General features: G+C 72.4%; 17 protein-coding genes. 12 read left to right on the top strand and 5 right to left on the bottom strand.

Annotated features, from left to right (window positions below):
* Window positions 1-182 precede the first annotated feature (182 nt).
* Window positions 183-1391 (bottom strand): enoyl-[acyl-carrier-protein] reductase FabV, encoded by a 1209-nt coding sequence (gene fabV / locus ACFW5B_RS03370; RefSeq protein ID WP_386432472.1) that lies wholly within the window; start codon window positions 1389-1391, stop codon window positions 183-185.
* 180 nt (window positions 1392-1571) lie between these two features.
* The gene (locus tag ACFW5B_RS03365) at window positions 1572-3890 is read right to left on the bottom strand and encodes a hypothetical protein (RefSeq protein ID WP_386432469.1); all 2319 of its coding nucleotides are present in this window, start codon (window positions 3888-3890) and stop codon (window positions 1572-1574) included.
* A 213-nt stretch (window positions 3891-4103) separates the two neighbouring features.
* Here ACFW5B_RS03365 and ACFW5B_RS03360 point away from each other — a divergent pair, with 213 nt between their 5' ends.
* The 9 genes from ACFW5B_RS03360 (at window position 4104) to ACFW5B_RS03320 (ending at window position 16041) form a co-directional block, all read left to right on the top strand.
* Window positions 4104-4727: a hypothetical protein gene (locus ACFW5B_RS03360; protein ID WP_386432466.1), complete on the top strand. Its 624-nt coding sequence runs from the start codon at window positions 4104-4106 to the stop codon at window positions 4725-4727.
* Between the two features lie 87 nt (window positions 4728-4814).
* Window positions 4815-7076, top strand: a complete 2262-nt coding sequence (locus tag ACFW5B_RS03355; protein WP_386432464.1) for a DUF4132 domain-containing protein — start codon at window positions 4815-4817, stop codon at window positions 7074-7076.
* A gap of 200 nt (window positions 7077-7276) precedes the next feature.
* Window positions 7277-8638 carry a helix-turn-helix domain-containing protein gene (locus ACFW5B_RS03350; RefSeq protein WP_386432461.1) on the top strand — a complete coding sequence of 454 codons (1362 nt, stop codon included), beginning with the start codon at window positions 7277-7279 and terminating at the stop codon, window positions 8636-8638.
* A gap of 231 nt (window positions 8639-8869) precedes the next feature.
* The gene (locus tag ACFW5B_RS03345) at window positions 8870-9493 is read left to right on the top strand and encodes a toll/interleukin-1 receptor domain-containing protein (protein ID WP_386432459.1); all 624 of its coding nucleotides are present in this window, start codon (window positions 8870-8872) and stop codon (window positions 9491-9493) included.
* Complete coding sequence (locus ACFW5B_RS03340) at window positions 9490-11790, top strand: hypothetical protein (RefSeq protein ID WP_386432457.1); 2301 nt, start codon at window positions 9490-9492, stop codon at window positions 11788-11790. Before ACFW5B_RS03345 ends, ACFW5B_RS03340 begins: the two co-directional genes overlap by 4 nt.
* Window positions 11791-11819: 29 nt before the next feature.
* Window positions 11820-12722 carry a hypothetical protein gene (locus tag ACFW5B_RS03335; protein ID WP_386432454.1) on the top strand — a complete coding sequence of 301 codons (903 nt, stop codon included), beginning with the start codon at window positions 11820-11822 and terminating at the stop codon, window positions 12720-12722.
* The gene (locus ACFW5B_RS03330; protein WP_386432451.1) at window positions 12719-14002 is read left to right on the top strand and encodes an OmpA family protein; all 1284 of its coding nucleotides are present in this window, start codon (window positions 12719-12721) and stop codon (window positions 14000-14002) included. Before ACFW5B_RS03335 ends, ACFW5B_RS03330 begins: the two co-directional genes overlap by 4 nt.
* Before the next feature lie 15 nt (window positions 14003-14017).
* Window positions 14018-15622: a hypothetical protein gene (locus ACFW5B_RS03325; protein WP_386432449.1), complete on the top strand. Its 1605-nt coding sequence runs from the start codon at window positions 14018-14020 to the stop codon at window positions 15620-15622.
* Window positions 15619-16041: a hypothetical protein gene (locus ACFW5B_RS03320; protein WP_386432446.1), complete on the top strand. Its 423-nt coding sequence runs from the start codon at window positions 15619-15621 to the stop codon at window positions 16039-16041. Before ACFW5B_RS03325 ends, ACFW5B_RS03320 begins: the two co-directional genes overlap by 4 nt.
* A 67-nt stretch (window positions 16042-16108) precedes the next feature.
* Here the strand turns inward: ACFW5B_RS03320 and ACFW5B_RS03315 are convergent, their stop codons facing one another.
* A complete protein-coding gene (locus tag ACFW5B_RS03315) occupies window positions 16109-16540 on the bottom strand; it encodes an HIT family protein (RefSeq protein WP_386432443.1) in 432 nt (143 codons plus the stop codon).
* Window positions 16541-16710: 170 nt separating this feature from the next.
* Window positions 16711-17277 (bottom strand): GNAT family N-acetyltransferase, encoded by a 567-nt coding sequence (locus ACFW5B_RS03310; RefSeq protein WP_386432496.1) that lies wholly within the window; start codon window positions 17275-17277, stop codon window positions 16711-16713.
* Window positions 17278-17489: 212 nt separating this feature from the next.
* On the opposite strand from ACFW5B_RS03310, the gene ACFW5B_RS03305 reads away from it, so the two are divergent.
* Entirely contained in the window at window positions 17490-17888 is a 399-nt protein-coding gene (locus tag ACFW5B_RS03305) for a DUF3662 domain-containing protein (protein ID WP_386432440.1), read from the top strand.
* Window positions 17889-18031: 143 nt separating this feature from the next.
* On the opposite strand, the gene ACFW5B_RS03300 is transcribed toward ACFW5B_RS03305, so the two are convergent.
* Window positions 18032-18337 carry a hypothetical protein gene (locus ACFW5B_RS03300; protein ID WP_386432437.1) on the bottom strand — a complete coding sequence of 102 codons (306 nt, stop codon included), beginning with the start codon at window positions 18335-18337 and terminating at the stop codon, window positions 18032-18034.
* A 491-nt stretch (window positions 18338-18828) separates the two neighbouring features.
* Here ACFW5B_RS03300 and ACFW5B_RS03295 point away from each other — a divergent pair, with 491 nt between their 5' ends.
* The gene (locus tag ACFW5B_RS03295) at window positions 18829-19440 is read left to right on the top strand and encodes a flavodoxin family protein (protein ID WP_386432434.1); all 612 of its coding nucleotides are present in this window, start codon (window positions 18829-18831) and stop codon (window positions 19438-19440) included.
* A gap of 958 nt (window positions 19441-20398) precedes the next feature.
* Window positions 20399-21403 (top strand): methyltransferase, encoded by a 1005-nt coding sequence (locus ACFW5B_RS03290; protein ID WP_386432431.1) that lies wholly within the window; start codon window positions 20399-20401, stop codon window positions 21401-21403.
* Window positions 21404-21405 lie beyond the last annotated feature (2 nt).

The following is a 21405-nucleotide window of genomic DNA, read 5'->3' as shown; positions in this document are numbered from 1 at the left end:
GGGGCTCGTTTGTGGGGGGGGGGGGTTCGCGGCCCCAACCCCCCGCCCACACCCCCCCCGGGGTGTTCCGCCCTTACACCCCCAACCCGGCCGCGGGGGTGAAAGTGCGACCGCATCCGTGAAGGGCACGCGAAGCCGCTGCATTCACGGCAGGTGGACGCTCGGCGGCATTCTTCGCGGGGTCAGGAGAGGGCGTCCGGCCACGGCACCTGGGTGGCCGTCGGGGCCGTGTAGTCGATGCCCGGCACCGCGAAGCCGTAGAGCCGCTGGACCTCGGCGTGGAACCAGTCGAGATCGGCGAGCCGGGTGATGCTCTCCGTGGTGGCCGCTTCCCACCGCTCGGTCACGGCAGCCTGCACCGCGCTGTTGAGTTCCCAGGAGTCCAGACGGACCCGGCCGTCATCGTCGACATCGAGCGGCCGGGCACCGGTGAGCTGGTCCCACAGGCCGGACAGCTGGGCGATCGGCGGCACCATGGCGTCGCCGAGGACACCGCGCAGCAGGCCCACATAGAGCGCGATGCCCGGGATGGCGGTGGAGGACTGGGTGACCGCGGCCCCGTTCACGGACGTCACCGCGCGCCCGCCGACCAGTTTGTGCAGGCGCTCGTTGAGCGTACGGGCGGTCGCTTCGAGGTGGGACTTGGCGGCGCCGATGGTGCCCTGCCGGTAGATCCCGTCCGTCAGCGGGGAGCCGATGTAGGACAGCGCGGCCGTGGTGAACCCGTCGGCGAGCAGCTCGCGGTCGGCGAGACGGTCGATCCAGCGCTCCCAGTCCGCGCCGCCCATCACCGCAACCGTCTGCTCGATGTCGTCCTCCGTGGCCGGCGCCGTCTCCACCTCCCTGACCTTCGGCGTCCCGTCGTCGTCGAAGGCGAGGGTCTTGGTGCGGTACGCCGCGCCGATGGGCTTGAGGGCGGAGGCGTAGGTGGCACCGGTGTCCGGGTCGGTGCGGCGCGGAGCGGCGACCGAGTAAACCAGATGGTCCAGGCGGCCGAAGCGCTCCCGGAGCAGCTCCGCCACCTGGTCCTTCATCGCGTCGGAGAACGCGTCGCCGTTGAGGAAGACCATCTCGTGACCGTGCCGGCGGGCGAGTTCGGCGGTGGCGGCCGTGCGGTACCAGCCGGCCGTCGCGGTGCGCCGCTCGGTGGGGGCCTTCTCGAAGCAGACACCGATGCCGCGGATGCCCACCCCGGCGAGGCCGGAGATCGTCGCGGCCAGCCCGTAGCCTGCCGAGGAGCCGATGACGAGGGCCACCGGAGCGTTGTCCGGGACCTCGCCGGGGGCGGGGACGGCGTGCCACATGTCCTGCACCAGGCGCTCGCAGCCGGCCGGGTGGGAGTCGAGGAAGAGGAAGCCACGGCTGCGCGGGGTGATGACGCGTTCGCTCATGAGGTACGCCCTTCGGGTCGTCACGGAGGAAGAGGCGGCCGGTACCGGAGCACGCACCGCTCCGTGCAAGTCTGCGGCCACGCACCCTCCCATGATCGTCTGGGCGGGCACAGTAATGAGTGGGAGGTTTTGGAGGTTTTCCCTCGGTTCGGCGTCCTGGACCCGCGCAGACGCCGCTCCTCAGTGCGTCGCGTACCGCCCCGTCGGCGGCAGATCGCGCAGCCAGTGCTTCCCGGCGCTCCAGCCGAGGAAGCGGCGGGCCCGGCCGCCGAGCGCCGTTCCGTCGGCGGTGAAGCTGTCACCGGTCGCGACCAGGCGCAGCCCGGCCAGGGCGGGGGCGAGCCGGGCGGCGACATGCGCCGGGTGACGGGCTGTCTCCTCGTCGAGGCGGCCGAGCAGCTGCGACTGCTCGTCGGGCGCGCACAGGGCGAGATAGAAGATCATTTGCCGCCAGGCGTACGCCGCGTCCTTGATCGTGGCCAGCGGCCGCGGGTGGTGGTGCACCTGGGCCGTCAGCCGGCAGACCGTACGGAAGCAGCGCACGGCCAGATCCTGCCAACCGGGCTCCGGGGATATGCCCACCTGGCGTACCAGCGTGGCCAGATTGTGGGTGGTGAGGATCTGCGCCTGCTCGATCACCTGGCCGTTCGCCGCCGCCCGGCTCCGGCCGGACGACCCGGCCCGACTGAGGCACAGCTGCGCGAACTGCGGGGAGCTACGCGGCCGGTAGGCGCGGGTCAGCGCCTCGGCCGCCTCGGCGACCGCGAGATTGCGGATCTCCGCGTAGTCGATGCCGTAGTAGCGCTCGTAGAGCGTGCCGCGCAGCAGCTCACCGGCGATCCTGGCCGCCGTGAGGAACTTCGGGGCGAAGGTGCCCATGAAGATGTCCGCCGCCAGCTCCTCGACCATCGGCGCACCGAGATCGGCCTGCCGGGCCAGCACACCGAGTTCGCGGACCAGGGGGTTGGGCAGCAGGGTGCCCGGGAATCCCTGCACGGCCAGCTCGCCGAGCCGGCGCAGCGCGGTGAGTGCACCCTCCTGCGCCGCCTCGTCGCCCCGCTCTCCGGACACCACCCGTACCCAGGGCAGCTCCTCGATCCGCACCTGTCGCTCCAGATGGAGCAGCAGCAGCGAACGGCGGTTACGGAACGCCCGGTAGTTGGCGGCCATCAGGGTGCGCAGCGCCTCGTCGGGACAGGCCTCGGCGGTCGTGGCGGCGACCAGCTGCGGCACCAGCTCGGCCAGGACCTCGGCCGACGGCACCACGCCCCGCTCGACGAGGGTGCCGAGCGGCGCGCTGAGCGTCGCCTCGACGACACCGCGGATCGCCGCGGGCACCGGGGCTCCGGACGGCAGCCCGGTCTCCCGGTGCTCCGCCTCGGTCACCGGCACCACCAGTGCGTCGACATCGGCCGCGCCCACGTCCTGGGGGAGTGCGCCGAGCCGGCGGAGCACCAGCTGTGCCAGCGCGTGGTGCGAGGGGAGCGCGCCCTGCGCCGCCTGTCGGCCACGCAGCGTCAGATGCCGCTCGGAACCGGGCACCCCGCGCCGCCGGATCATGGCCGTGACGGCATGCTGCAGCAGCCCGATGCGGCGGGCGTCGAGCCGGCGCCTGGCAGCGGTCTCCTGCAGTGCACCGAGCAGAATGCCCAGATTCTCCTTGGGGTTGCGATGCTTTCCGCAGCGCGTGTGGGCCGTCGCCAGTCGCCGGTAGCGCTGCAGCAGGGCCACCCCGCGCTTGTGCCAGCCCTTGTCCGGCGTGCGCGCGAGCACCCGCTCGCCCTCGGCCGTCTCCAGCCAGTGGACCAGCAGTGCGTCGGCGAACGGCTGCCAGACCGTGAGCGCCTCCCGCTGGGTCTCCACCGCCGCATGCGGCCGCCGGCGCGCCAGGGTCCGGCCGGCGTCGGCGACCGTCCGGCGGTGCACCGCGGAGGCGTCCGGCGCGGGCGCGGCCGACGGCCGGGGCGTGAACCGCAGCCGGCCGGCGAACGGCGCCAGCACCTCGACGAGCTCCGCCGCCTCGGCCTCCCGCCCGGAGCGCACCAGCCAGGCGACGGTGAGCAGCGCGGCTTCCTCGGGCACCGACACCTCATAGCGCCCGGTGTCCAGCAGCGTGTACAGGCCGGCCAGCCCGGCGTCGGTCAGTGCGTGCACGAACAGCGCCCTTCGGTCGGCCCGCACACCGGCCCGGCGCGCCGCCTCCCTCTCGTACGGCTGGAGCGGTCCGCCGGCGCTCGCCTCACCGGTCGCGAAGCCACCCCGGGCGACCTCAAGGGTCACCCAGGCCGGAAGGCCGGCCACCGGGGTGCGCGAACCGGCCGCCAACGAGCCGTTGGCCAGGCCGTCCAGGACTTTGCGCCAGCGGCGGGTCCGCTCCTGCGCGCGGTGGCGGGTTGCGGCTTCCTCGTGGGTCAGCGCCGTGACGAAGGCCTTCGACAACTGGTCCCGTGCGTACGACGGGGCCGGGGTGAGGTGCTGCTGCTCAGCGTCGTCATTCATGAGCCGACGTGGCGGGTTCCGCCCCCGCGCCCTCCGGGTCTGAAGCCCGGCGCTCTACTGCTGAGCTACACGTCGATGATCGTGAGATTAGACGGGGCCCGGCGGCCGCGCAAACGAGTTTTCGGGAGCGGATGCGTGACCCGGATTCCCGTGCCGAAACGGGCATGTGGGCCCGCTGTCCAGTGGGGCGGCGGCGCTTCATAGACTGCCCGCATGCTCCCCGGACGTACCCCCTCCCCGGACGCCACCATGTTCCGCTTCGGCAAGCAGCGAATGCGCCGAACCATGCCCGGTGCCGTCGCCGCTCTCCTCCTCGGACTGTCGATGCCGGTCTCCTGTGTGGCCTACGGATACGGCGTCGGCGCGTGGGTGTTCGCGGTCATCTGGTGCCTGGCGTTCGGCGTGGCCGGGCTGTTCATGGCGTGGGCCGTGTGGGGCGACCGCGAGGCCTACCTGGCGTTCGACGCGACCGGTGTGTGGTGGCGGCACAACAAGACGGAGCACGCGGTCATCCCGTGGGACGGGCTGGACGCCGTGGGCCTCTTCTGGTGCGAGGGAGCGGACGGCTCGACGCAGCGGCTGATGAGCCTCGAACTGTGCCCCACCGGCGGTGTGCCGGAGCCGCAGGAACCGGAGCTGGCTCCGCTGTTCGTCCAGGAGCAGGCCGGTGTGGCGGGTGTGGCCGACCGGCGTTACCGCATCGGTCTCCCGGTCTTCGCCGTCCGCTACTACAGCGGTGCGGTGATCGAGGCCGCCCGCTCCCGCGCCGCCCACCGCTGGTTCGGCGAACACGAGCGGCCCGCCGGGTACCTGCGGACCCGGGACCTGATCAGCTAGACCACAAGGCGGCCGGTCGCACGGGGGTGCGGCCGGCCGTCGGCGTGCGGACCGCGTTGTCAGACCCTGCGGCTACGGTCTGTCGGCATGGACGAACTCTCCTCGCACGCGACGCAGTTGCGCGCCGCGATGGCCGGACCGCAGCCCGACGCCGACTGGTCCGGTGGCCTCTGGTCCGCCTGCGCACGGCTGACACCGGGGAAGTTGGGCGCGCTGCTGCCCACGGCGTACCGCACCCTCGCCGATGAGAGCGCCCCGGACCACGCCCGCCGCACCGCCCGCCAGGTGACCTGGACGACGGTGCAGCCGTCCTTCACCGCCGCCGCTCTCACCGCGCTCTGGGCCGCACTGGCCGAATCACCGCGGCCCACCGATGTGCGCCTCGCGGCCGGGGCGCTGCTGCGCTGCACGGAGCCGTGGAACCGGGAAGCGCTGGCGGAGCCTGCCGCCCTCCTCGTCCGGGCGGCCGCGCCGAAGGCCGACCGGGTCGCCGATGCCGCGCTGGCCGTGGCCGGACTGGCCGGCCCGGTGGTGGAGGAGGAACTCATCGCGCGGCTAAGGGGCGTGTACGCCGACAGCCCGTTGCGGCTCGCGGAGCTGGAGGTCATGCTCGCGACCGGCGCCCGGGACCGGGCGAGGGTCGCCGAGGACCAGCGGTACGGGCCCCTGCCCGGTGACTGGCCGCCCCTGCCGGACGGTGACGCCGGACCGTCCGACGCACTGCATGCCGAACGCGCCCGCCGCGCCCTGTACACCGCGGCCGACCACCTCGCCGCACTCCACGGCGGGCGGGTCCCCTACGCAGCCGACAAGGCCTTCACGCCCGCCGACACGGATACGCTCCGCCGCGCCGCCCGGCTGGCCCTGCGGCGCGACGAACCATGGGCCGAAGAGGTCTTCGCCACCCTGCTGCCGCTGGTCGCGGTCGCGCCCACGAGCGCCAAGACCCTGCCCTCACAGGGCGCCTGCATCGCCCTCGCGCAGGCCGTCGAGGCCTACCCGACACCCGAGTCCCTCGCCGCCCTGCGCGAGGCCCGGCGGGTCGTACGGCATGCCGGTGTCAGCAAGAAACTCGACCGCCTGCTGCGCCGTGCCGAACGCCGGCTCGGCCGGCGCCCGGAGGTCGCGCTCCGCCTCCCCGACCTCGGCTACGGCCCCGACGGGGTCCGCCACCTTTCCTGCGGCACCGCCACCGCAGTGCTCACCGTCACCGATGATGCCGTGCTCACCTGGGAGAACGCCGACGGACGCACGGTGAAGTCGCCGCCGGCCCCGGTCCGGCGGGCCCACCCCGAAGAAGTCGCCCGCGCCCGCGACCTGTTGCGGCGCACCCGGGCCCAGGTGCGCACCCTGAGAGGAGCGCTGGAGGACGGGTACGCCCAGGGGACCGTCTACCGCTACGACCGCTGGTGCGCCGCGCTCGCCGGGCACCCCGTGGCCCGTGGCACCGCCCGTCGGCTGGTGTGGGAGATCGAGTACGCCCCGGGGGCATGGCGGGCGGTGCTGCCCGCGGCCGATGCACCGGCGCTCGCCGCCCCCGCGCCCTCCGCAGCCGTCCGGCTCTGGCACCCCGCCCGCGCCACTCCGGCCGAACGGCGGACGTGGCGCGACCGGATCGCGGCACTGCAATGGCGACAGCCCTTCCGGCAGGTCTACCGGGAGCACTACCTGCCTGCGGAGACCGGCCCCGCCACCTCGATGTTCCATGGCCACCTCGTCCGCGTCGAAGCCGTCCTCGGCCTCGCCGTGCGCCAGGGCTGGAACATCGAGGACGAGGAACTGACCCTGGATGTAGGGGATATGAAGGTCCGCTTCGGGATCGCCGGGGGCCTCCACCCCGGTGCCACGGGCTGGGCCGAGGCACAGGACGTCTTCCTCCAGCACGCCGACGGGAACCCCCGGCCCCTGGCGGGCGTCGAGGCCGTACGGCGGTCGGAAATCCTGCGCGCCGTCGACCTCCTCGTCAGCGCCGGCAGCTTCGCCTGGTGTGCCACGCACGCCCATGACCGGGACACCTGGCAGGCGCTGAACCGCCTCTACGACCAGCCGCTCGGCCGGACCGCACGACTCCGCCGGGCGGCGCTGCGTCGCGTCCTCGCCGCGCACATAGCCTCCGGCCGTATCGAGCTGGGCGACCGGCACCTGCACCTGAACGGCTATGACATCCACCTGGCCACCGGCAGGGTGACCCGGGAAGGCGATCCGGTCGACCTGGCTCCGCCCGCCGGCCGGGGCGCCGTCCCGCTGCCGTTCCTGCCGTACGACGAAGCGCTGTTGGAGCGCGTGGTGCACACCGTGAGCCACCTCCTGGAGAGCGGGCCGGTTGCTCCCCGGGAGTGGAACGGCTGAGCCGGAGCGTCGCTCCGTCCGGGGTGACGAGGGCGGCCGGCCGGGTGGAATCCCGGCGTTGCGGAACGGGCGGCAGCCTCGATGGGACCGTGGTGCAAGCGGCCCTTCCTGCGGGGAAGGGATTTACCTGGCCAGAAGCGGAGCGTGATGAAACCGATAGCAAGCAATTCGTGAAGGGGATGGGGAAGTTGCTGTGATGCGTGGCACACTCCCTTCACCGGTCGCGAACGACGAGGGGGGCGAGCGGGGTGCAGCGGATTCCTGTGCGGTTCGGTGCGGAGTTACGGCGGCGAAGGATTGAAGCGGGGCTGTCGCTGGGGGAACTTGCCGGTCTGATCTGCTTTTCCAAAGGGCACTTGAGCAAGATCGAGCGCGGTGTGAAGGCGCCCAGTCACGATCTTGCGCAGTTATGTGACAGCGCGCTGCAGGCCGGCGGACAACTCAGCAGCCTGATTTCCGCACCCGAGCGCAGTACGTCCATGACGCCGCTCACTGAAGCGGATGTCGGTACGCCCTGGACATTACGTATGCACGCCGGCGGCGAGAGCGATTTCATGGCATTCGATCCCGCGCCGTCCGGTGGCGGGGCCCTGCCGTCCACGATTGTGAGTTGGTCTCTCGCGCCGCCACTCCTCGAAAGCGGGGAGACGAATTCGGCATTGCCGTACTTCCGCAATGTCTTCGATGAGTTCCGCCGGCTGGGGCAGCTCTTCGGGCCGTCGGTGGTCGCTCAGCTCTCCATCGCGGCCACCAGCGCGCTGCGCGGTATGGCGCACCAGGCCCGGCCCGCTCACCGCGATGTCGTGCTCCGCCTCGCCTCCCGGTTCGCCGAGTACACCGGCTGGATGGCGCAGGAGGCGGGCAGCGACGCGGCCTCGCTCTGGTGGACCGAACAGGCCGTCCAGCTGGCCGCGGACGGCGGGGACGACGAGCTGGCCGCCTACGCCCTGATCCGGCGGGCCGAACTCGCCCTGTACACCGGCGACTCGGTGGCCACCGTCCAGCTGGCGCGCCGGGCGGCACAGCAGGCCCGCAGCGTCCGCATCCGCGGTCTCGCCGCACAGCGCGAGGCGCAGGGGCACGCGCTGGTGGGGGATCGCGACGCCTGCCGCCGGGCGCTCGACCGCGGCGCGGAGCTGACCTCCGGTGCGGTCTCGCCGGACGGTACGGACCCGGTGCTCGGCAGTGTCCATCTGCCGGATCTGACGGCCTTCGTCGCCGGCTGGTGCATGCACGACCTCGGCTCCCCGGGGGAGGCCGTTACTTTGCTCGGCGACGGTCTGGACGCCATTCCCCCGGAATCCCGCCGCGCCAGAGCCCGGTATGGCGCCCGGCTCGCGCTTGCACTGGCGAACGTCGGGGAAATCGAGCAGGCCTGTGCGATCGCGGAATTGGTCGCTTCCCATGTTGCCCTCATCGACTCGGCCACCATCCGCGCCGATCTGCTGCGGCTGAGCCGCGCCCTGAATCGTTGGCCAAAGAATCCCACCGTCCGCCGGACCCTTCCGCACCTCGCGATCGGTCTGCACACCCACCGGACCGGACCGGAAAATCCTGCCTGACTTCCCGACCGCCGTCCCTGCAGCGCAGAAGGCCGTCCGAAGAGCCGCACTGCCGCCGCACCCGTGGTGTTCCGTTGCCCGGCCAAAAGGCCGAGGGCAACGCGTTGACCACGCCTGAAACCCCTGTGAATCTCGGCTTCATCCCCCTGTGCCCGCGACAGTCCGGCTAACGCTCACCACACCCGGCTGCCGCAATCCATTGCTGTCATCCCGAGGAAAGGCAGAACTCTCATGGCCGGAGTATTCATCAACTACCGGACCGGCGACGGCGCCGTGGCGGCTGTCCTGCTCGACGAGAAATTGAAGGACGTATTCGGGCCGGAGAACGTCTTCCGGGACCGCCGCACCACGGCGCCGGGCGCGCACTTTCCGCCGGAGCTGTGGCGCCACCTCGAAAGCTGCGGGGTCCTCCTCGTCCTCATCGGCCCCAACTGGCTCTCGCTGCACGACGCCGACGGGCGGCGCCGGATCGACGTACCGGGAGACTACGTCCACGATGAGATCCAGCGCGCCCTGCAGTGGCGCAAGACCGTCATCCCCGTACTGATCGACTCGGCCCGGCTCCCCACCAAGGAGCAACTGCCCGCTGATATCGCAGAGCTGACGGAACGCCAGTTCATGCAGTTGCGGGTGCCGTACGCGCACCTCGACCTCCCCGTCATCACGGACGCGCTGCGCGAGCACGTACCGGTGCGCAGGACGGCGCCGCGGCCGGATCCGCAGCCGGCGTCGCCCGCGTACGGCACCCCGGCACCCGGCTCCCACTCCGCCTATGACGGCTGCGCCGTCGCCAACGGGAGCGGCAACGCCACCGTGAACCAGAACCGCGACGCACAGAGCGGAGACCGACAGTGAGCGAGACCGAACAGGCCGGTCCGGAGGAAGCGGTGGAGGCGCCGGTCGAGGAGCCCGCCGCCGCGGAGGAACCGGCACCGCCCGCGGCCGAAGTGGCGGAGCCGAGCCCGGCCGGCCCGTCCGACAGCACCGGAGGCACCGGTGCGAGCGTCCCGAACGACCAGGCTCCGGAGCGGAGTTCCGACGGCCGGCCGCCGGTCCAGGACGCCGTCCGGGCCGCGTCCCGCCGGGAAACCGGCGACGGCGACTTCGCCCTCTACCAGCAGGCCCGGCAGCAGAACGCCCTCAACAAGCTCAAGCGCAGCGCGGTCGCCAACGGCAGCGGCTCCGCTTTCTACGCCGAGCAGCTGATCCTCGGCGGCGACAGCGGCGTCGAGATCCAGGCGCTCAGCGTCTCGCCGCTGACCGTCGCCCACCACCTGGACTCCCATCAGGACGTCGACCAGCAGCCCCAGATGGCCGCCCGGCTCGCGGCACAGCACGTCCTGGTGCTCGCCGGGCAGCCGGGCAGCGGCCGGCAGTCCACCGCACTCACCCTGCTCGCCGGCTGCTGCCCCGATGACCGCATCCAGATCCTGCACAGCGAGGCACCGGGCATCCTGCAAGCGTTGTGCCATCGCGCCGACGACCTGCTCACCCCCGGCGGCTTCGTCGTGGACCTGGACGACCAGCCGCTGAAGCTGTCGACCCTGGAGACCCTCGGCCATCTCGCCCGCAAACAGCGTGCCTTCCTCGTCATCCTCGGCGAACTGGGCCGGGTGGCTCCTGACGGGCTGCAGCCGCACGCCGTCGAGCACCGGCGCCCGGCCCTCGGCCAGGTCCTCGCCGTCCATCTGCGCAGACTGCTCGCGGGGCACCCCGGAGGATGCCCGCACCAGGACTGCACCGCCGAGCACACCACCGCGTTCACCGCGCGGATGCTTCAGTCCCCGCTCGTGCAGCGCACCCTCGACGGGGCCCCGTCCGTCCGCAGCGTCGTGGAGTTCGCCGAGGCGCTGGCGCAGAGCATCCACTCCGCGGACACCAGCCTCAGCGATGTCATCGGCCAGTGGCGCGACCGGCTGCGCCGCCTGGCCAAACAGCTGCTGCAGGTCCCCGCGGAGTCCTCGCACGGCCCGGTGCTGGACCCGCACCGCCAGGCTTTCCGTATCGCCTACGCCTTCTTCCACGGCCACCCGCTCTCCGATGTCTTCGAAGCCGGTGCCGTCCTCAGCGCGACCGTGCTGCCGCGCTACGAGACCCGTGAACCGGCCCCCACCAACCACGTCTTCGAGCGGGAGCTGGACCAGCTGATCCCACCGGAGATGCGCGCCTCCGGGGACGCCGTCTCCGGCGGCCGCACCGACGACAACCCCCGGTGCGCCCGGCTCGTCGACGAAGAGCTGATGCACGCCGTCATCGAGGTCGTCTGGCACGACTACGACAGCCTGCGCGACCCCCTGCGCGAATGGCTGACGGCGCTGGTCGCCGGGCCGCTGGAGCGGATTAGGGTACGGGCCGCGCACATCGCCGGGGTTCTGCTCAGCCATGACTTCGACAGCGTCTACCGGGACTTGATCCGGCACTGGGCCCGGAAGTCCGCGGCCTACCGGCAGTCCGCCGCGCTCGCCCTGGAGATGGCCGCGCACGACCCCGCGATGGTGGGCCGGGTGCGGGCCCAGATCCGCAGCTGGCTGAGCAGCCCCCGGTGGGAGTTCCAGGACAGCGCCGCCCGCGCCTACGGAACCCTCGTCGGCGCCCTGGACGTCCCCGACACCCTCTGGGCGCTGCGCGAACTGGGCAGCCGGCCGGAGCTGGCGTTCAGCAGCTCGGTGGCCTTCTCGATGTCCTGGCTCTACCTCGCCGGCGCCCCCGGCCCCACCGCTGACGCCCTGGACCGCTGGATCACCTCCGACAACGACCATCTGTCCAAGCACGCGATCCGCACCCTGCTGATCCTCAGCCGCTACGGCGCCGGCCCGGACCGCCGCGACCGGCCCGTCCTGGCCGACACCGCCATGACCGACCCGGACCGCGCCGACGCCCTGGTCCGGCTCTGGCGCCACGCCCTGATGGGGCAGGACAGCTCGACGCGCGCCTGGGACCTGCTGCGGCGCTGGCTGCTCGCCGGGGACGCGGACAAGGAACTGGCCGCCTTCCTGGAGGTCCTCGTCCCGCGCATCTGGGCCCGGCCGCTCAGCACCCGGGCCGGCTTCTACCTCGGCATGTGGGCCGGCCGGCACCCGGACTCGCGCACCATCCGCCAGCTCCGGGACCAGCCCCGCAGGCGGGACACCGATCCCGGCCCGGCGTCCTGACCACACCCCGTACGAAGAGGAGACAGACCATGACAGAGCGCAAAGGACTCCGCACCCGGCTGCGGAACTGGTGGCGCCGGGTAACCGGCAAGGACGGGACGGAGCCCGTCGGCGGCCCGGAGAGCGCCGACGATCCGGAGAACGAGGGCACCTCCGCGCTCGGGCAGGCGGCGCAGTCCGAGGTGGCCGTGGAGCTGCCGCCCGTCGAGGAGACGCTGACGGTGGCGGCCGAGGGCGATGTCTTCGCCTTCGAACTCGTCCCGCACCTCCGCTGGAGCAGCCGGGAGATGGCGCTGGACGTCCTGCGGGAACGCGCGGCGCTCCACGAGGAGGCGGCCCGCGGCAAGCTGCTGCGCCGCGCCTGGTCCGTCGCCCGCGCCTGCGACCCCGGCGATCCGGTGGCCGCGGAGAAGGCCGTCAACAAGGAACTGCGCGGCGGCTGGTGCTACCACGACGAGAAGGGCCTCATCCGCTGCCGCCCCTCGGTGCGGATGCGGATGGACCCGGCGCTGCGCGAGCATGTGCGGCCCTTCCACCTCACCGAGGTGCGGATGGTGAACGAGCACCGGCTCGGCAAACTCAAGGCCGACCAGGTACAGGAACTCACCGAGCGCTGGCTGCAGGTGATGAGCGAACTGGAGCTGCTCGGCACCCTCGGCGCGGCCGAGCGGCGGCTCCTGGTGCCGTTCGCCGCGGCACTCGCCGACGAGGACTTCTGGAAGGTCATGCACGCGCTCAAGAACACCCGCCGCAACGGCGCCGAGGCGCTCGCCGACGTCCTCACCGCCGCGGCCAAACACCACGAGCAGGTGGGCCTGTTCGAGTACGCCAACGCCTATGACAAGGCGCTGAGCGAGTTCTGCCGGCAGATGGGGCTCAGCCCCTTCTCCTGGGTGGACACCGTGGGCGATGTCGAGGAGCTGGCACCGTGAATACGACAGACACCCCCGCGGACCGCGCGGCGGCCCGGACGACCGGCCGCCGCCGGGGGAGGCCCGCGCTCGCCGGCGCCCTCGGCGCGGCGCTGCTGGCCGGCCTCCTGGGCGCCTGCGGCGAGGAACCACGCCTCGACGCCTGTGCCTGGATGAAGGAACCCGCCGGGAAGGCCGGCCGCACCGTCGTCCTCGTCGACGACTCCACCTCCGTACGCGGCCCGTCCGGCGGACGCGACTACGCGCACAGCATCGGCCCCCTGCTCAGCTCGGTGGTCGAGCGCAAGGACACCGTCTCGGTCGGCAGCTTCAGCGGCGACTCGGCACAGATCACCTGGATCGCCAAGGACCGCTCGACCGACTGGGTCAAGGACAACAACAACGAGATCAACCAGAAGAAGCGGAAGCACCAAGCGGCCGACTGCCTGACCGGTCTGGTCGGCAAGGCGCAGCGAGCCGTGCCCCGCGGCGGCGGCAGCAACGTCCTGGCGGCCCTCACCGCCGGAGCGTCCTCGCTGGAGGGCCCGTCCGGAAGCCGCAGCCTGCTCGTCCTGACCGACGGGCTCTCCACCACGGGCTGCGCCGATCTGCGCGCGGCCGCCTTCCGCGACCGGAGCGAGATCAAGGCCATCAGCCGGGTCTGCGCCACCCGGGACGAGACCCCGTCACTGCACGGCGTCCATCTCACGCTCGCCGGGCTGGGCCAGCCGGCCACCGGCCAGCCCGCACCCACAGCAGCCCAGCGGACCTGGCTGAACAACCTGTGGCGCGCGCTGTGCGGCGCAGGACGCAAGAGCGCTCCCGGCACCTCCTGCACCCTCGCCCCGACCGCCATCGGCACGGCCGAGCGCAGCAGTCCGGGCAAGAACGGCAAGAAGCCGCCACAGGACCCGGCCGTCCACTACGCACAGGACCGCCCGGAGACCTACGAACTCCCCGGCGCGGCACTCTTCGACACCAACGCGTCCGCCGTCCGCCCGCAGGCCATCCCGCTGCTCAGCGATGTCGCGGTCAGCGCCCGCACCACCCCCGGCAGCCGGGTCACCGTCCTCGGCTATGTCGACCCGCGCGGCCGGCCGGACAACAACCACCAGCTGTCGCAGGCCCGCGCGGACGCCGTGAAGGACGTCCTGACCGGCCTCGGCGTGCAGCGGGTGACGGCACACGGCCGGGGCCTGCCCACGGGCTGCGCGAAGCAGCACCACACCGGAGGCCGGATGTCCGCCGAGGACAGGCTCCAGTGCGACCGGCGCGTGGATATCGAGATCACCAGGAAGTGAGGGCGGCGGGACGCGATGAACACCACCAACGGAAAGAACCGGGCGGGACCTGCCGCCCGCTATCAGTCGGCGGTCGACTGCCCCGGCAGCGACCCCGCCTTCGTCGGACTGGACCTCGGGAAGCGGCCGTCGGCCCGGCCCGTGGACCAGACCGACAGCCGCGAACAGGCCGCCCTGATGCGTGCCTTCACCGATGCCAACACCACACTGACCGCGGCGCAGCCGGGACTCGGCACCGCCGCCACCGCGGTCACCGAGACCTTCCAGGAAGCCAGGACGAGCATCGAAGCGGCCGAGCGGTTCGTCGTCGCCCGGTCGTCCGCGCAGGCCCAGGAACGGGTCGGCGAACTGCGCACGCGCCACGCCGACGACGGACCGGAGAGCCTGCGCCGTCGGCCGGTCCTCTGGCGACGTCTGCTGTGGCCCACCCTGGTCGCCTGCGTGGCCTTCGACACGATGTTCATCGGCACCCTGATGCAGCGGTTCTTCGGCCTGGGCGAGGACGAACTCGGTTACTACCTCGCCTACTTGCCCGGCTTCGGCGTCGCCGTCTGCCTGCTGGCCGCCGGCAGCCTCCTTGCCGAGTCCGTCTTCCGGCGGCGTACCCGTACGGCCCGCACGCTGGAGCGCACCCGACGCGGTCCGGTCACCGCCCTGCGCGAGGTGCTCTGGCCACGGAGCCCGCGTACGGAACGGCGGAAGGCCGGCGAACTGCCCTGGCCCAACGCGGCCGGGCCGGTGCTCTTCACCCTGACCATCCTCACCATGGTCGGCATATGGGCGCGGATGCGTGCGGCCGGTGCGGTGCGCGAACATGTCGACCTGGCGCCGGACCAGAGCGCCGTGATCATCCTTACCCTGGTGCTCAGCACCGCCGCGATCGTGGTCAAGGTGCTCGCCCACAACCCCTGCGCCGACAGCGACCGGGAGGCCCGGCGGGCCGTCGTCGAGGCGGAGCAGCAGGGCGGAAAGCTGCTGGGGGCGGCGCGGCGCAGCCTGGTGGCGCACACCGAGTCCTGGTGGCGGCTGCGGTCCACCGTCGAGACGGCGGTGAGCGACACCCACCGCACGCTCGACGAGGCCTGCATCCGGATCGTCGAGGAGCGCGCCCGCACCGGTGTGGCCGGCAGCCACGACCTGCCGCTGACCACACCCGCCTGGCCCCACCCCACGTCCGCGCGCCACGGCACCCGCCCGCTCAACGGGGACCGGGCACCCGGCCGCCCCACCCCGCCCCGCGCCCGCCTCGAACTCCTCGATCACGCCTACGCGGTGCTCGAACGCTATGACCCCGATCCGCTCGAAGACCGCATCAATGACGTCGCCGAGGAGCTGAACGCACAGTTCCGCGCGTCGCCGGGGCAGCAGACGGAGCAGGCCGTGGAGCAGGCCGGGGCGACGGGTTCGGACGGTGACGGGGCATCCGGGGAGGCTCCGGCATCCGAGGAGGCTCGGGAACCGGACGGGGCTCCGGTAGCTGAGGAGGCCTCGGCGTCGGAGGACGTCCCGGCCCCCGAGAAGGACCCGGCTGCCGACGAGTCCCACCATGCCGAGGAGCCCCACGACACCGACACCGACACCGACCGCCACGCGCCCGGGGAAGGAGGCCCGGCCTCATGACCGCCGCGCAGCCGCACCTCGGCCCGGAGGAAGTGAAGCACCTGGAATTCCTCCAGGCCGTGATCGCCCGGCACGCCAACACCTCGTTCCTGGTGAAGAGTTGGGCCATGACCGTCAGCGGCGCCTTCATCGCGGTCGCCACCCGCGGGCCGAGCTGGAAGACGGCCGCGGTCGCCCTGGGACTGGCCGCCGGCTTCTGGCTGCTGGACAGCTACTACCTCCGCCAGGAACGGCGGTTCCGCAGCCTGTACGAGAAGGTCACCGAGCGCGGGAGCCCGGGGGTGCCGCCCTTCAGCATGGACGCCGAGCGGCATGGCGGCCCCGTGCCCTGGCGGGCGGTGGCGCTGTCCCGGACGATGCTGCTCTCCTATGGCGTCCTGGTCGCCATCGACACCATGACAGTCCTCTTCCTCGCCTGAGCGGCTGCGCGCGTGGCCGTCTGGCTGCGGACCGCGGTCCCGTACGGGCGGCGGACCGCGCCGCGGCTCAGGTCCCCGCGGGCCGCCCCGCGGTCCACGGCAGCAGCAGGCCGTCGCCCTCGGTGCGCGGGACGAGGTGGAGATGCAGGTGGCGGACGGTCTGGGTGGCCGAGGGACCGCGTGAGGTGATCACATTGCAGTCCCCGGCCTCCGCGGCGAGTTCGGCGGCCCGCAGCATGGTGGCCGCGGACACCACCGGGTCCTCGGCGACATCGGTCACATGCACCCGGGGGATGACGAGCACATGTCCGGCGGTGACACCGCCATGACGGGGCCGGATGGCGATGGTCTCCGGCCATTCGCGCAGCACCGTGGCCGGCGCCCGGCCGCACACGATGAGGCAGAACGGGCAGCCGCGCCGAGGGCTCCGCGGCCCCTTCGGGCGCACCTCCGACAGCCCCCCGTCGGCCGGTGCGCGGAACTCCCCGTCACTCACCATCGCTCCTCCGCAGGGCCGGCCGGGCGGTTCGGACCGGTGTCACCGGGCCGGGCCGACGGGCACATCCGCTGCCGCAATCATCGACCATCGGCTCCACATATGCGGCACTTGGCCCACTTCCGGCCATGTGTGCGCACCGGCCCCCGCCGCCGTCCCCGGGGCAGCCGTGGTCACCAGAGCCTGTCGATCCCGCCCGGATACACCTCGATCCGGGAGTCGGGAAACGAGGAGCGATGCCTGCGGCCCAGGGGCGAGAAGAAGTCCGCCATGGTGACCTTGTCGAAGCCGGACCGGTCACTGGGGAACGGGTCCGCCGGTGTCCCGCCGACGAGCACCGCACCGGGAAGCCACTGCCAGCCCGCGCCTTCGTAGAACGTGCGCAGCGGCCGGTCGCAGGTGAACAGGCCGATATCCAGCGGCATATCGGCCATGGCCGCGCGGGCCGCCGTCACCAGGCGGTGGCCGTGGCCCTGCCCGCGGGCCGTGCCACGGGTCACGACCGTGCTCAGCCCCGCGGCCCGGTAGCGCTGCCCGGCGTGGACGATCTCCTTGGAGAGGATGTCCAGCGCGGCGAGCACCGTGTCGCCGTCGACGAGCAGCATCGACACCGGCCGCAGCGCCGGATCGTGGGCGAAGGTGCCGGGCGCCGACGCGCAGTCCGGCGGCCATGCCTCGTCCTGGAGCTTGGACACCTGCCTCCGCAGCGCGGGTGGGGTATCGGCTTCCGGGAACGTCATGATCGGCACGCGCCCATTGTGACGGCCGGTACGACGCGGGCCAAGGGATTTCCTGCGCCGGACCGCCTGGCCACCGGACCGCCCGGCCGCCTGGCCACCGGACCGCCCGGCCGCCTGGCCACCGGACCGCCCGGCCGTCTGGTCACCGGGCCGCCCCGTTCCCTGGTCCGCCGTCCCCGCATGGGCTGTTCCCTCTGGGGCAGGCGGCGAGCATGGGAATATTGAGGCGTTGGGAGCGCGTGGTGGAGGACTGCGAGAGCGCACTACTGGCCAAGATCTTCCATACCGACCCCGTTCAGTTGCGCGATGCGCTCCGGCGGGAATGCGACGACCACGCGATCGTGTGCAGCCCGAGCCGGGTCCTCGTACCCAATGACTACACCGTCGAACTCGCCCAGCGGGTGCACGACGTACTCGCCGCTCGTGGTGGCGGGGTGGGCCGGCACCTGACCGATGTGCTGGCCCGGCACGCCGTCGACCGCGGCTACGAATGGGCGGGCCCGCTCACCGTCCACGTCACCGCGGCCGAGGTGCCGAACGGCCGCTATCGCATTTCGAGCGCGGCCCTCGCCCACATTCCCGCCGACGCCGCCGGGCCCCGAGGGGCCTGACCCGCAGGCTTGCCGAGGCCCCGGCAGGCACCGGACGGCCGTCCCCGCGTGACCGCGGATGTGCACGGGGACAGACCGCCCTGCTCGGCGTCACTGCCTGCGACTACCGGTGAACCACCGGAAGCCGTACCGCCGCACAGGGGTTACAGCGGCCTGGCCCACAGGTCGTACTGGAGGCCCGAGCCGTCGCAGAAGGGGTCGGCCCACTTGCCGCTGCTGACCAGGTCGGTGCCGGCCTCCTGGCAGCCGCTGAGGGTCCAGAACTTCTTGCCGGTCCACACCGTTCCGGGAGGGCCGTCCATCGGCTTGACCTGCTGCTGGACGGAGGAGGCGGCCGGTGCGGCTGCCTCGGCCCCGGTGGCGGCGTGGGCCTGGGCGGCGCCCCCCAGCCCGAGGACCGCGAGCGCGGCGGCGGTGACCGCGGTGGTGAGAATTCGCTTGTTCCGCATGGGATTTCCTTTCCCCGTGTTCCGGACCCCTCGCGGGCCCGTCACCCTGCACACGGCTGACGCCCCCGCGACGTATGACACCCCTTCATGTGACCTGCGTCACACTCTGTGGCAGGTGATCGCAACCCGTGAAGTGGCCGTCAAGTTCCCTGTCCGAAAAGGGATTTGACGCGGGGTCGGCCCACTGGGATCGGCCCGGTGCGTCTGGTAGGGAAGTGTGCCGCGGCGTCCGATTTCACCTGAGGCCTCGAAGTCGGCGCCGAATCAACCGTGATGACGGGGTGTCCGGCGTGATGCGCCTGTGTCGGGAGGTGTGGGAGCGGTTGTGCGGGATGTCCCGACCTGCGGATTTACCTGTTCTTTTCAGGGTGTTGGCCAGAGACGCTTGCCTTGGAAGTGTGGGCATGGATAGCGTAACCAGCGCCTAAAGCTTTCTGGACAGCTTTAGTGAAAGCTAAAACCATCGTTTCGTTCCCGGGTGGGGGAGAAGTATGCAGATCAAGGTTGCGGTGGCGTATCACAGTGGATACGGCCACACCGCAAAGCAGGCCGCGGCCGTCGCGGCCGGCGCGGAGAAGGTCCCCGACACCCAGGTGCGACTGGTCTCCCTTGCCGAGTTGAACGACGAGCTGTGGGAGGTGCTCCAGGAGTCCGACGCCCTGATCTTCGGCACGCCGACCTACATGGGCGGCAGCAGCGCCGTGTTCCGCGCATTCGTCGAGGCCACCAGCCAGGTCTGGGGCGACAACATGCGCTGGAAGAACAAGATCGCGGGTGGCTTCACCAACAGCGGCAACATGGCGGGCGACAAGCTCAACGCGCTGATCGACATCGCGCTGTTCGCCGCCCAGCACGGCATGGTCTGGGTCGGCCTGGCCGAGTACGGCGGCTGGAACACCTCTTCCGGCAGCCCTGAGGACCTCAACCGGCTCGGCAGCTGGCTGGGCGCCATGTCCCAGTCGAACAACGACGAGGGTGCCGACGTCACCCCGTGCGCCAGCGACCTGCGCACCGCCGAGGCGCTCGGCCGCCGGATCGCCGAGACCGCCCACGTCCACCGGGCCGGCCGCGCGGCCGTCGGGTTCGACGAGGTGTCCGCCTGACCGTCGGTGGGCCGCACTGAGGCAGCTGCGACCGGGGGGGCCCGATGAACAGCCGTCAGGAGCCTGCGGTGTCTCCTACGGACATACGGTCCGGGGCGGTACACCGCGGCGGAACCAGCCGTCACCGACGCGTCGGGACGGCTCCGGCCGGGCCGGCCGCGGCCCGTGTCGTGGGGGCACGGGCAGCATGGCCGGGCCTGCTCCCGGTGCCCGTCCGGGCGACCCGGCCCGCCCCTTGCGTATCGCAGCCCTCCACCGCGGGGTCCTCGGGCTCCAGCCCGCCCGGGGCCGCCCGCCGTGCGGCCCCGACAGTGGTGACCCCGCGACCGACCCCGGCAGCACGCCGGCCGTCCGCCGCGCGCGGCGGACGCCGGCGGCGGCCCTCGCCGCTCTCCCGGCAGCGGCCCCGTGCGGCTGCTGCCCGGCGCCATCCACGTCCGGTATGTCCCGGGACGCCATGACGTCGTCGTACGGGTGCCGCGAGGCCGGTCGTGTCAGGCCTCGACCGTCCCTGTCCGCTCTGCCACTCACCGGCCGGGACCGCCACTGCCCGGCTCCTCTCCGGCCTTGTGCCACAGGGCCGGAGAGGAAGCGCCGGGCCCGACAGAGCCCGGGTGCCGCGAGGTCCGGGCGGCCGGATTCTCCGGTTCCGCCCTTGCGCCGCACGGCGTCAACGGGCGTCGGGCACGGCCCGAGGCAACACCGTCCCGGGGGACCGTCCCCCGGACCGAGGTACCACGGCCGTCACGGCGTGGCACACCTCCCGCGCGCCCCTGCGGCGCAGTCGGAGCCGACGCGCCCCAGGGCGTACCGGCTCCCACCGGTCCCGGCCGGCTGAAGCTCGTCCCCGTTCGGCAGTCCCATCACTTTCCCCGTGCCCGCGGACGTCGCGCGCACGGCACGTCCCGGCCGCACACCCTCTGCGCGGCCGTTCCCTGCCATCCCGAGGAGATCAGCCATGTTCAAGACCACCACCGACGCCGAGCTGGCGGGCAACCCGATCGATGAGGTGATCGGCTCCACCATCCGCTACGCGGCGCTCACTTCCGCCGCCAAGCTCGGCATCTTCCGCACCCTGGAGGAGGACGGCCCCAAGACCCTCGACGAACTCGCCAAGGCGATCGGCGCGAGCACCGACGGCACCCGCGCGGTGGCCGACGTCGCCGCCGTCCTCGGCTGGCTGACCCTGGAGGACGGGCGCTACCGCAACGGCCCGATCGCCGAACGCTGGCTGGGCAAGAAGGCCGAGTACGACTTCACCCCGGCGCTGCTGTGGGCGTACGAACTCACCAACGTGATGTGGGACCTCCCGCAGGCCGTCCGCGACGGCAAGCCCGCCCAGTCCCTGTGGGAGCGCTGGGCCGACAACCCCGAGGCCGGGCGGGACTTCTCCGCCTACATGCGGGTCAAGTCCCGACTCACCGTGCAGCCCATCGTCGAGGCCGTCCCGGTGCCCGAAGGGGCGCGGCGCCTCCTCGACCTGGGCGGCTCGCACGGACTGCACTCCATGGCGATGTGTGAACGCCACCCCGAGCTCTCCGCCACCATCCTCGACCTGCCCGAGGCGCTCGCCGACACCGGCGCCGCGATCGAGAAGGCGGGCCTGTCCGACCGGATCAGCCTGCAGCGCGGCAGCTTCCTCAGCGGCGACCTCGGCACCGGATACGACGTGGTCTTCCTCTTCGAGATCGTGCACAACCACACCGACGAGGAGAACCGGGACCTGATCGCGCGGGCCGCCAAGGCACTGCGCCCCGGCGGCCGCATCGTGGTGCTCGAAGACGTCCGCGGTGAGCAGCTCGAGGAGCACAACGCGGCGTTCTCGCTGGCCATGTACGCCTGCTCGGGCGACCGCACCTACAGCGAGCCGGAGATCTCCGGCTGGCTCAACGACGCGGGCCTGAAGTCCGTCGAGCGCATCGCGCTGCCTTCATCCGTGTCTCTGGTCGTCGGCACCAAGTAAAG

The organism is Streptomyces sp. NPDC058773 (assembly GCF_042746015.1).
Lineage (GTDB): Bacteria > Actinomycetota > Actinomycetes > Streptomycetales > Streptomycetaceae > Streptomyces.
This window is presented reverse-complemented; position numbering and strand designations above follow the sequence as displayed.

Excerpts from the sequence above, each read along its gene's own strand:
- ACFW5B_RS03345 (WP_386432459.1), top strand. The coding sequence starts at position 8,870 with ATGGCCGGAGTATTCATCAACTACCGGACCGGCGACGGCGCCGTGGCG.
- ACFW5B_RS03310 (WP_386432496.1), bottom strand. The coding sequence starts at position 17,277 with ATGACGTTCCCGGAAGCCGATACCCCACCCGCGCTGCGGAGGCAGGTG.
- ACFW5B_RS03320 (WP_386432446.1), top strand. The coding sequence starts at position 15,619 with ATGACCGCCGCGCAGCCGCACCTCGGCCCGGAGGAAGTGAAGCACCTG.
- ACFW5B_RS03290 (WP_386432431.1), top strand. The coding sequence starts at position 20,399 with ATGTTCAAGACCACCACCGACGCCGAGCTGGCGGGCAACCCGATCGAT.
- ACFW5B_RS03305 (WP_386432440.1), top strand. The coding sequence starts at position 17,490 with ATGGGAATATTGAGGCGTTGGGAGCGCGTGGTGGAGGACTGCGAGAGC.
- ACFW5B_RS03360 (WP_386432466.1), top strand. The coding sequence starts at position 4,104 with ATGCTCCCCGGACGTACCCCCTCCCCGGACGCCACCATGTTCCGCTTC.
- ACFW5B_RS03295 (WP_386432434.1), top strand. The coding sequence starts at position 18,829 with ATGCAGATCAAGGTTGCGGTGGCGTATCACAGTGGATACGGCCACACC.
- ACFW5B_RS03365 (WP_386432469.1), bottom strand. The coding sequence starts at position 3,890 with ATGAATGACGACGCTGAGCAGCAGCACCTCACCCCGGCCCCGTCGTAC.
- ACFW5B_RS03325 (WP_386432449.1), top strand. The coding sequence starts at position 14,018 with ATGAACACCACCAACGGAAAGAACCGGGCGGGACCTGCCGCCCGCTAT.
- ACFW5B_RS03335 (WP_386432454.1), top strand. The coding sequence starts at position 11,820 with ATGACAGAGCGCAAAGGACTCCGCACCCGGCTGCGGAACTGGTGGCGC.
- ACFW5B_RS03300 (WP_386432437.1), bottom strand. The coding sequence starts at position 18,337 with ATGCGGAACAAGCGAATTCTCACCACCGCGGTCACCGCCGCCGCGCTC.
- fabV (WP_386432472.1), bottom strand. The coding sequence starts at position 1,391 with ATGAGCGAACGCGTCATCACCCCGCGCAGCCGTGGCTTCCTCTTCCTC.
- ACFW5B_RS03355 (WP_386432464.1), top strand. The coding sequence starts at position 4,815 with ATGGACGAACTCTCCTCGCACGCGACGCAGTTGCGCGCCGCGATGGCC.
- ACFW5B_RS03315 (WP_386432443.1), bottom strand. The coding sequence starts at position 16,540 with ATGGTGAGTGACGGGGAGTTCCGCGCACCGGCCGACGGGGGGCTGTCG.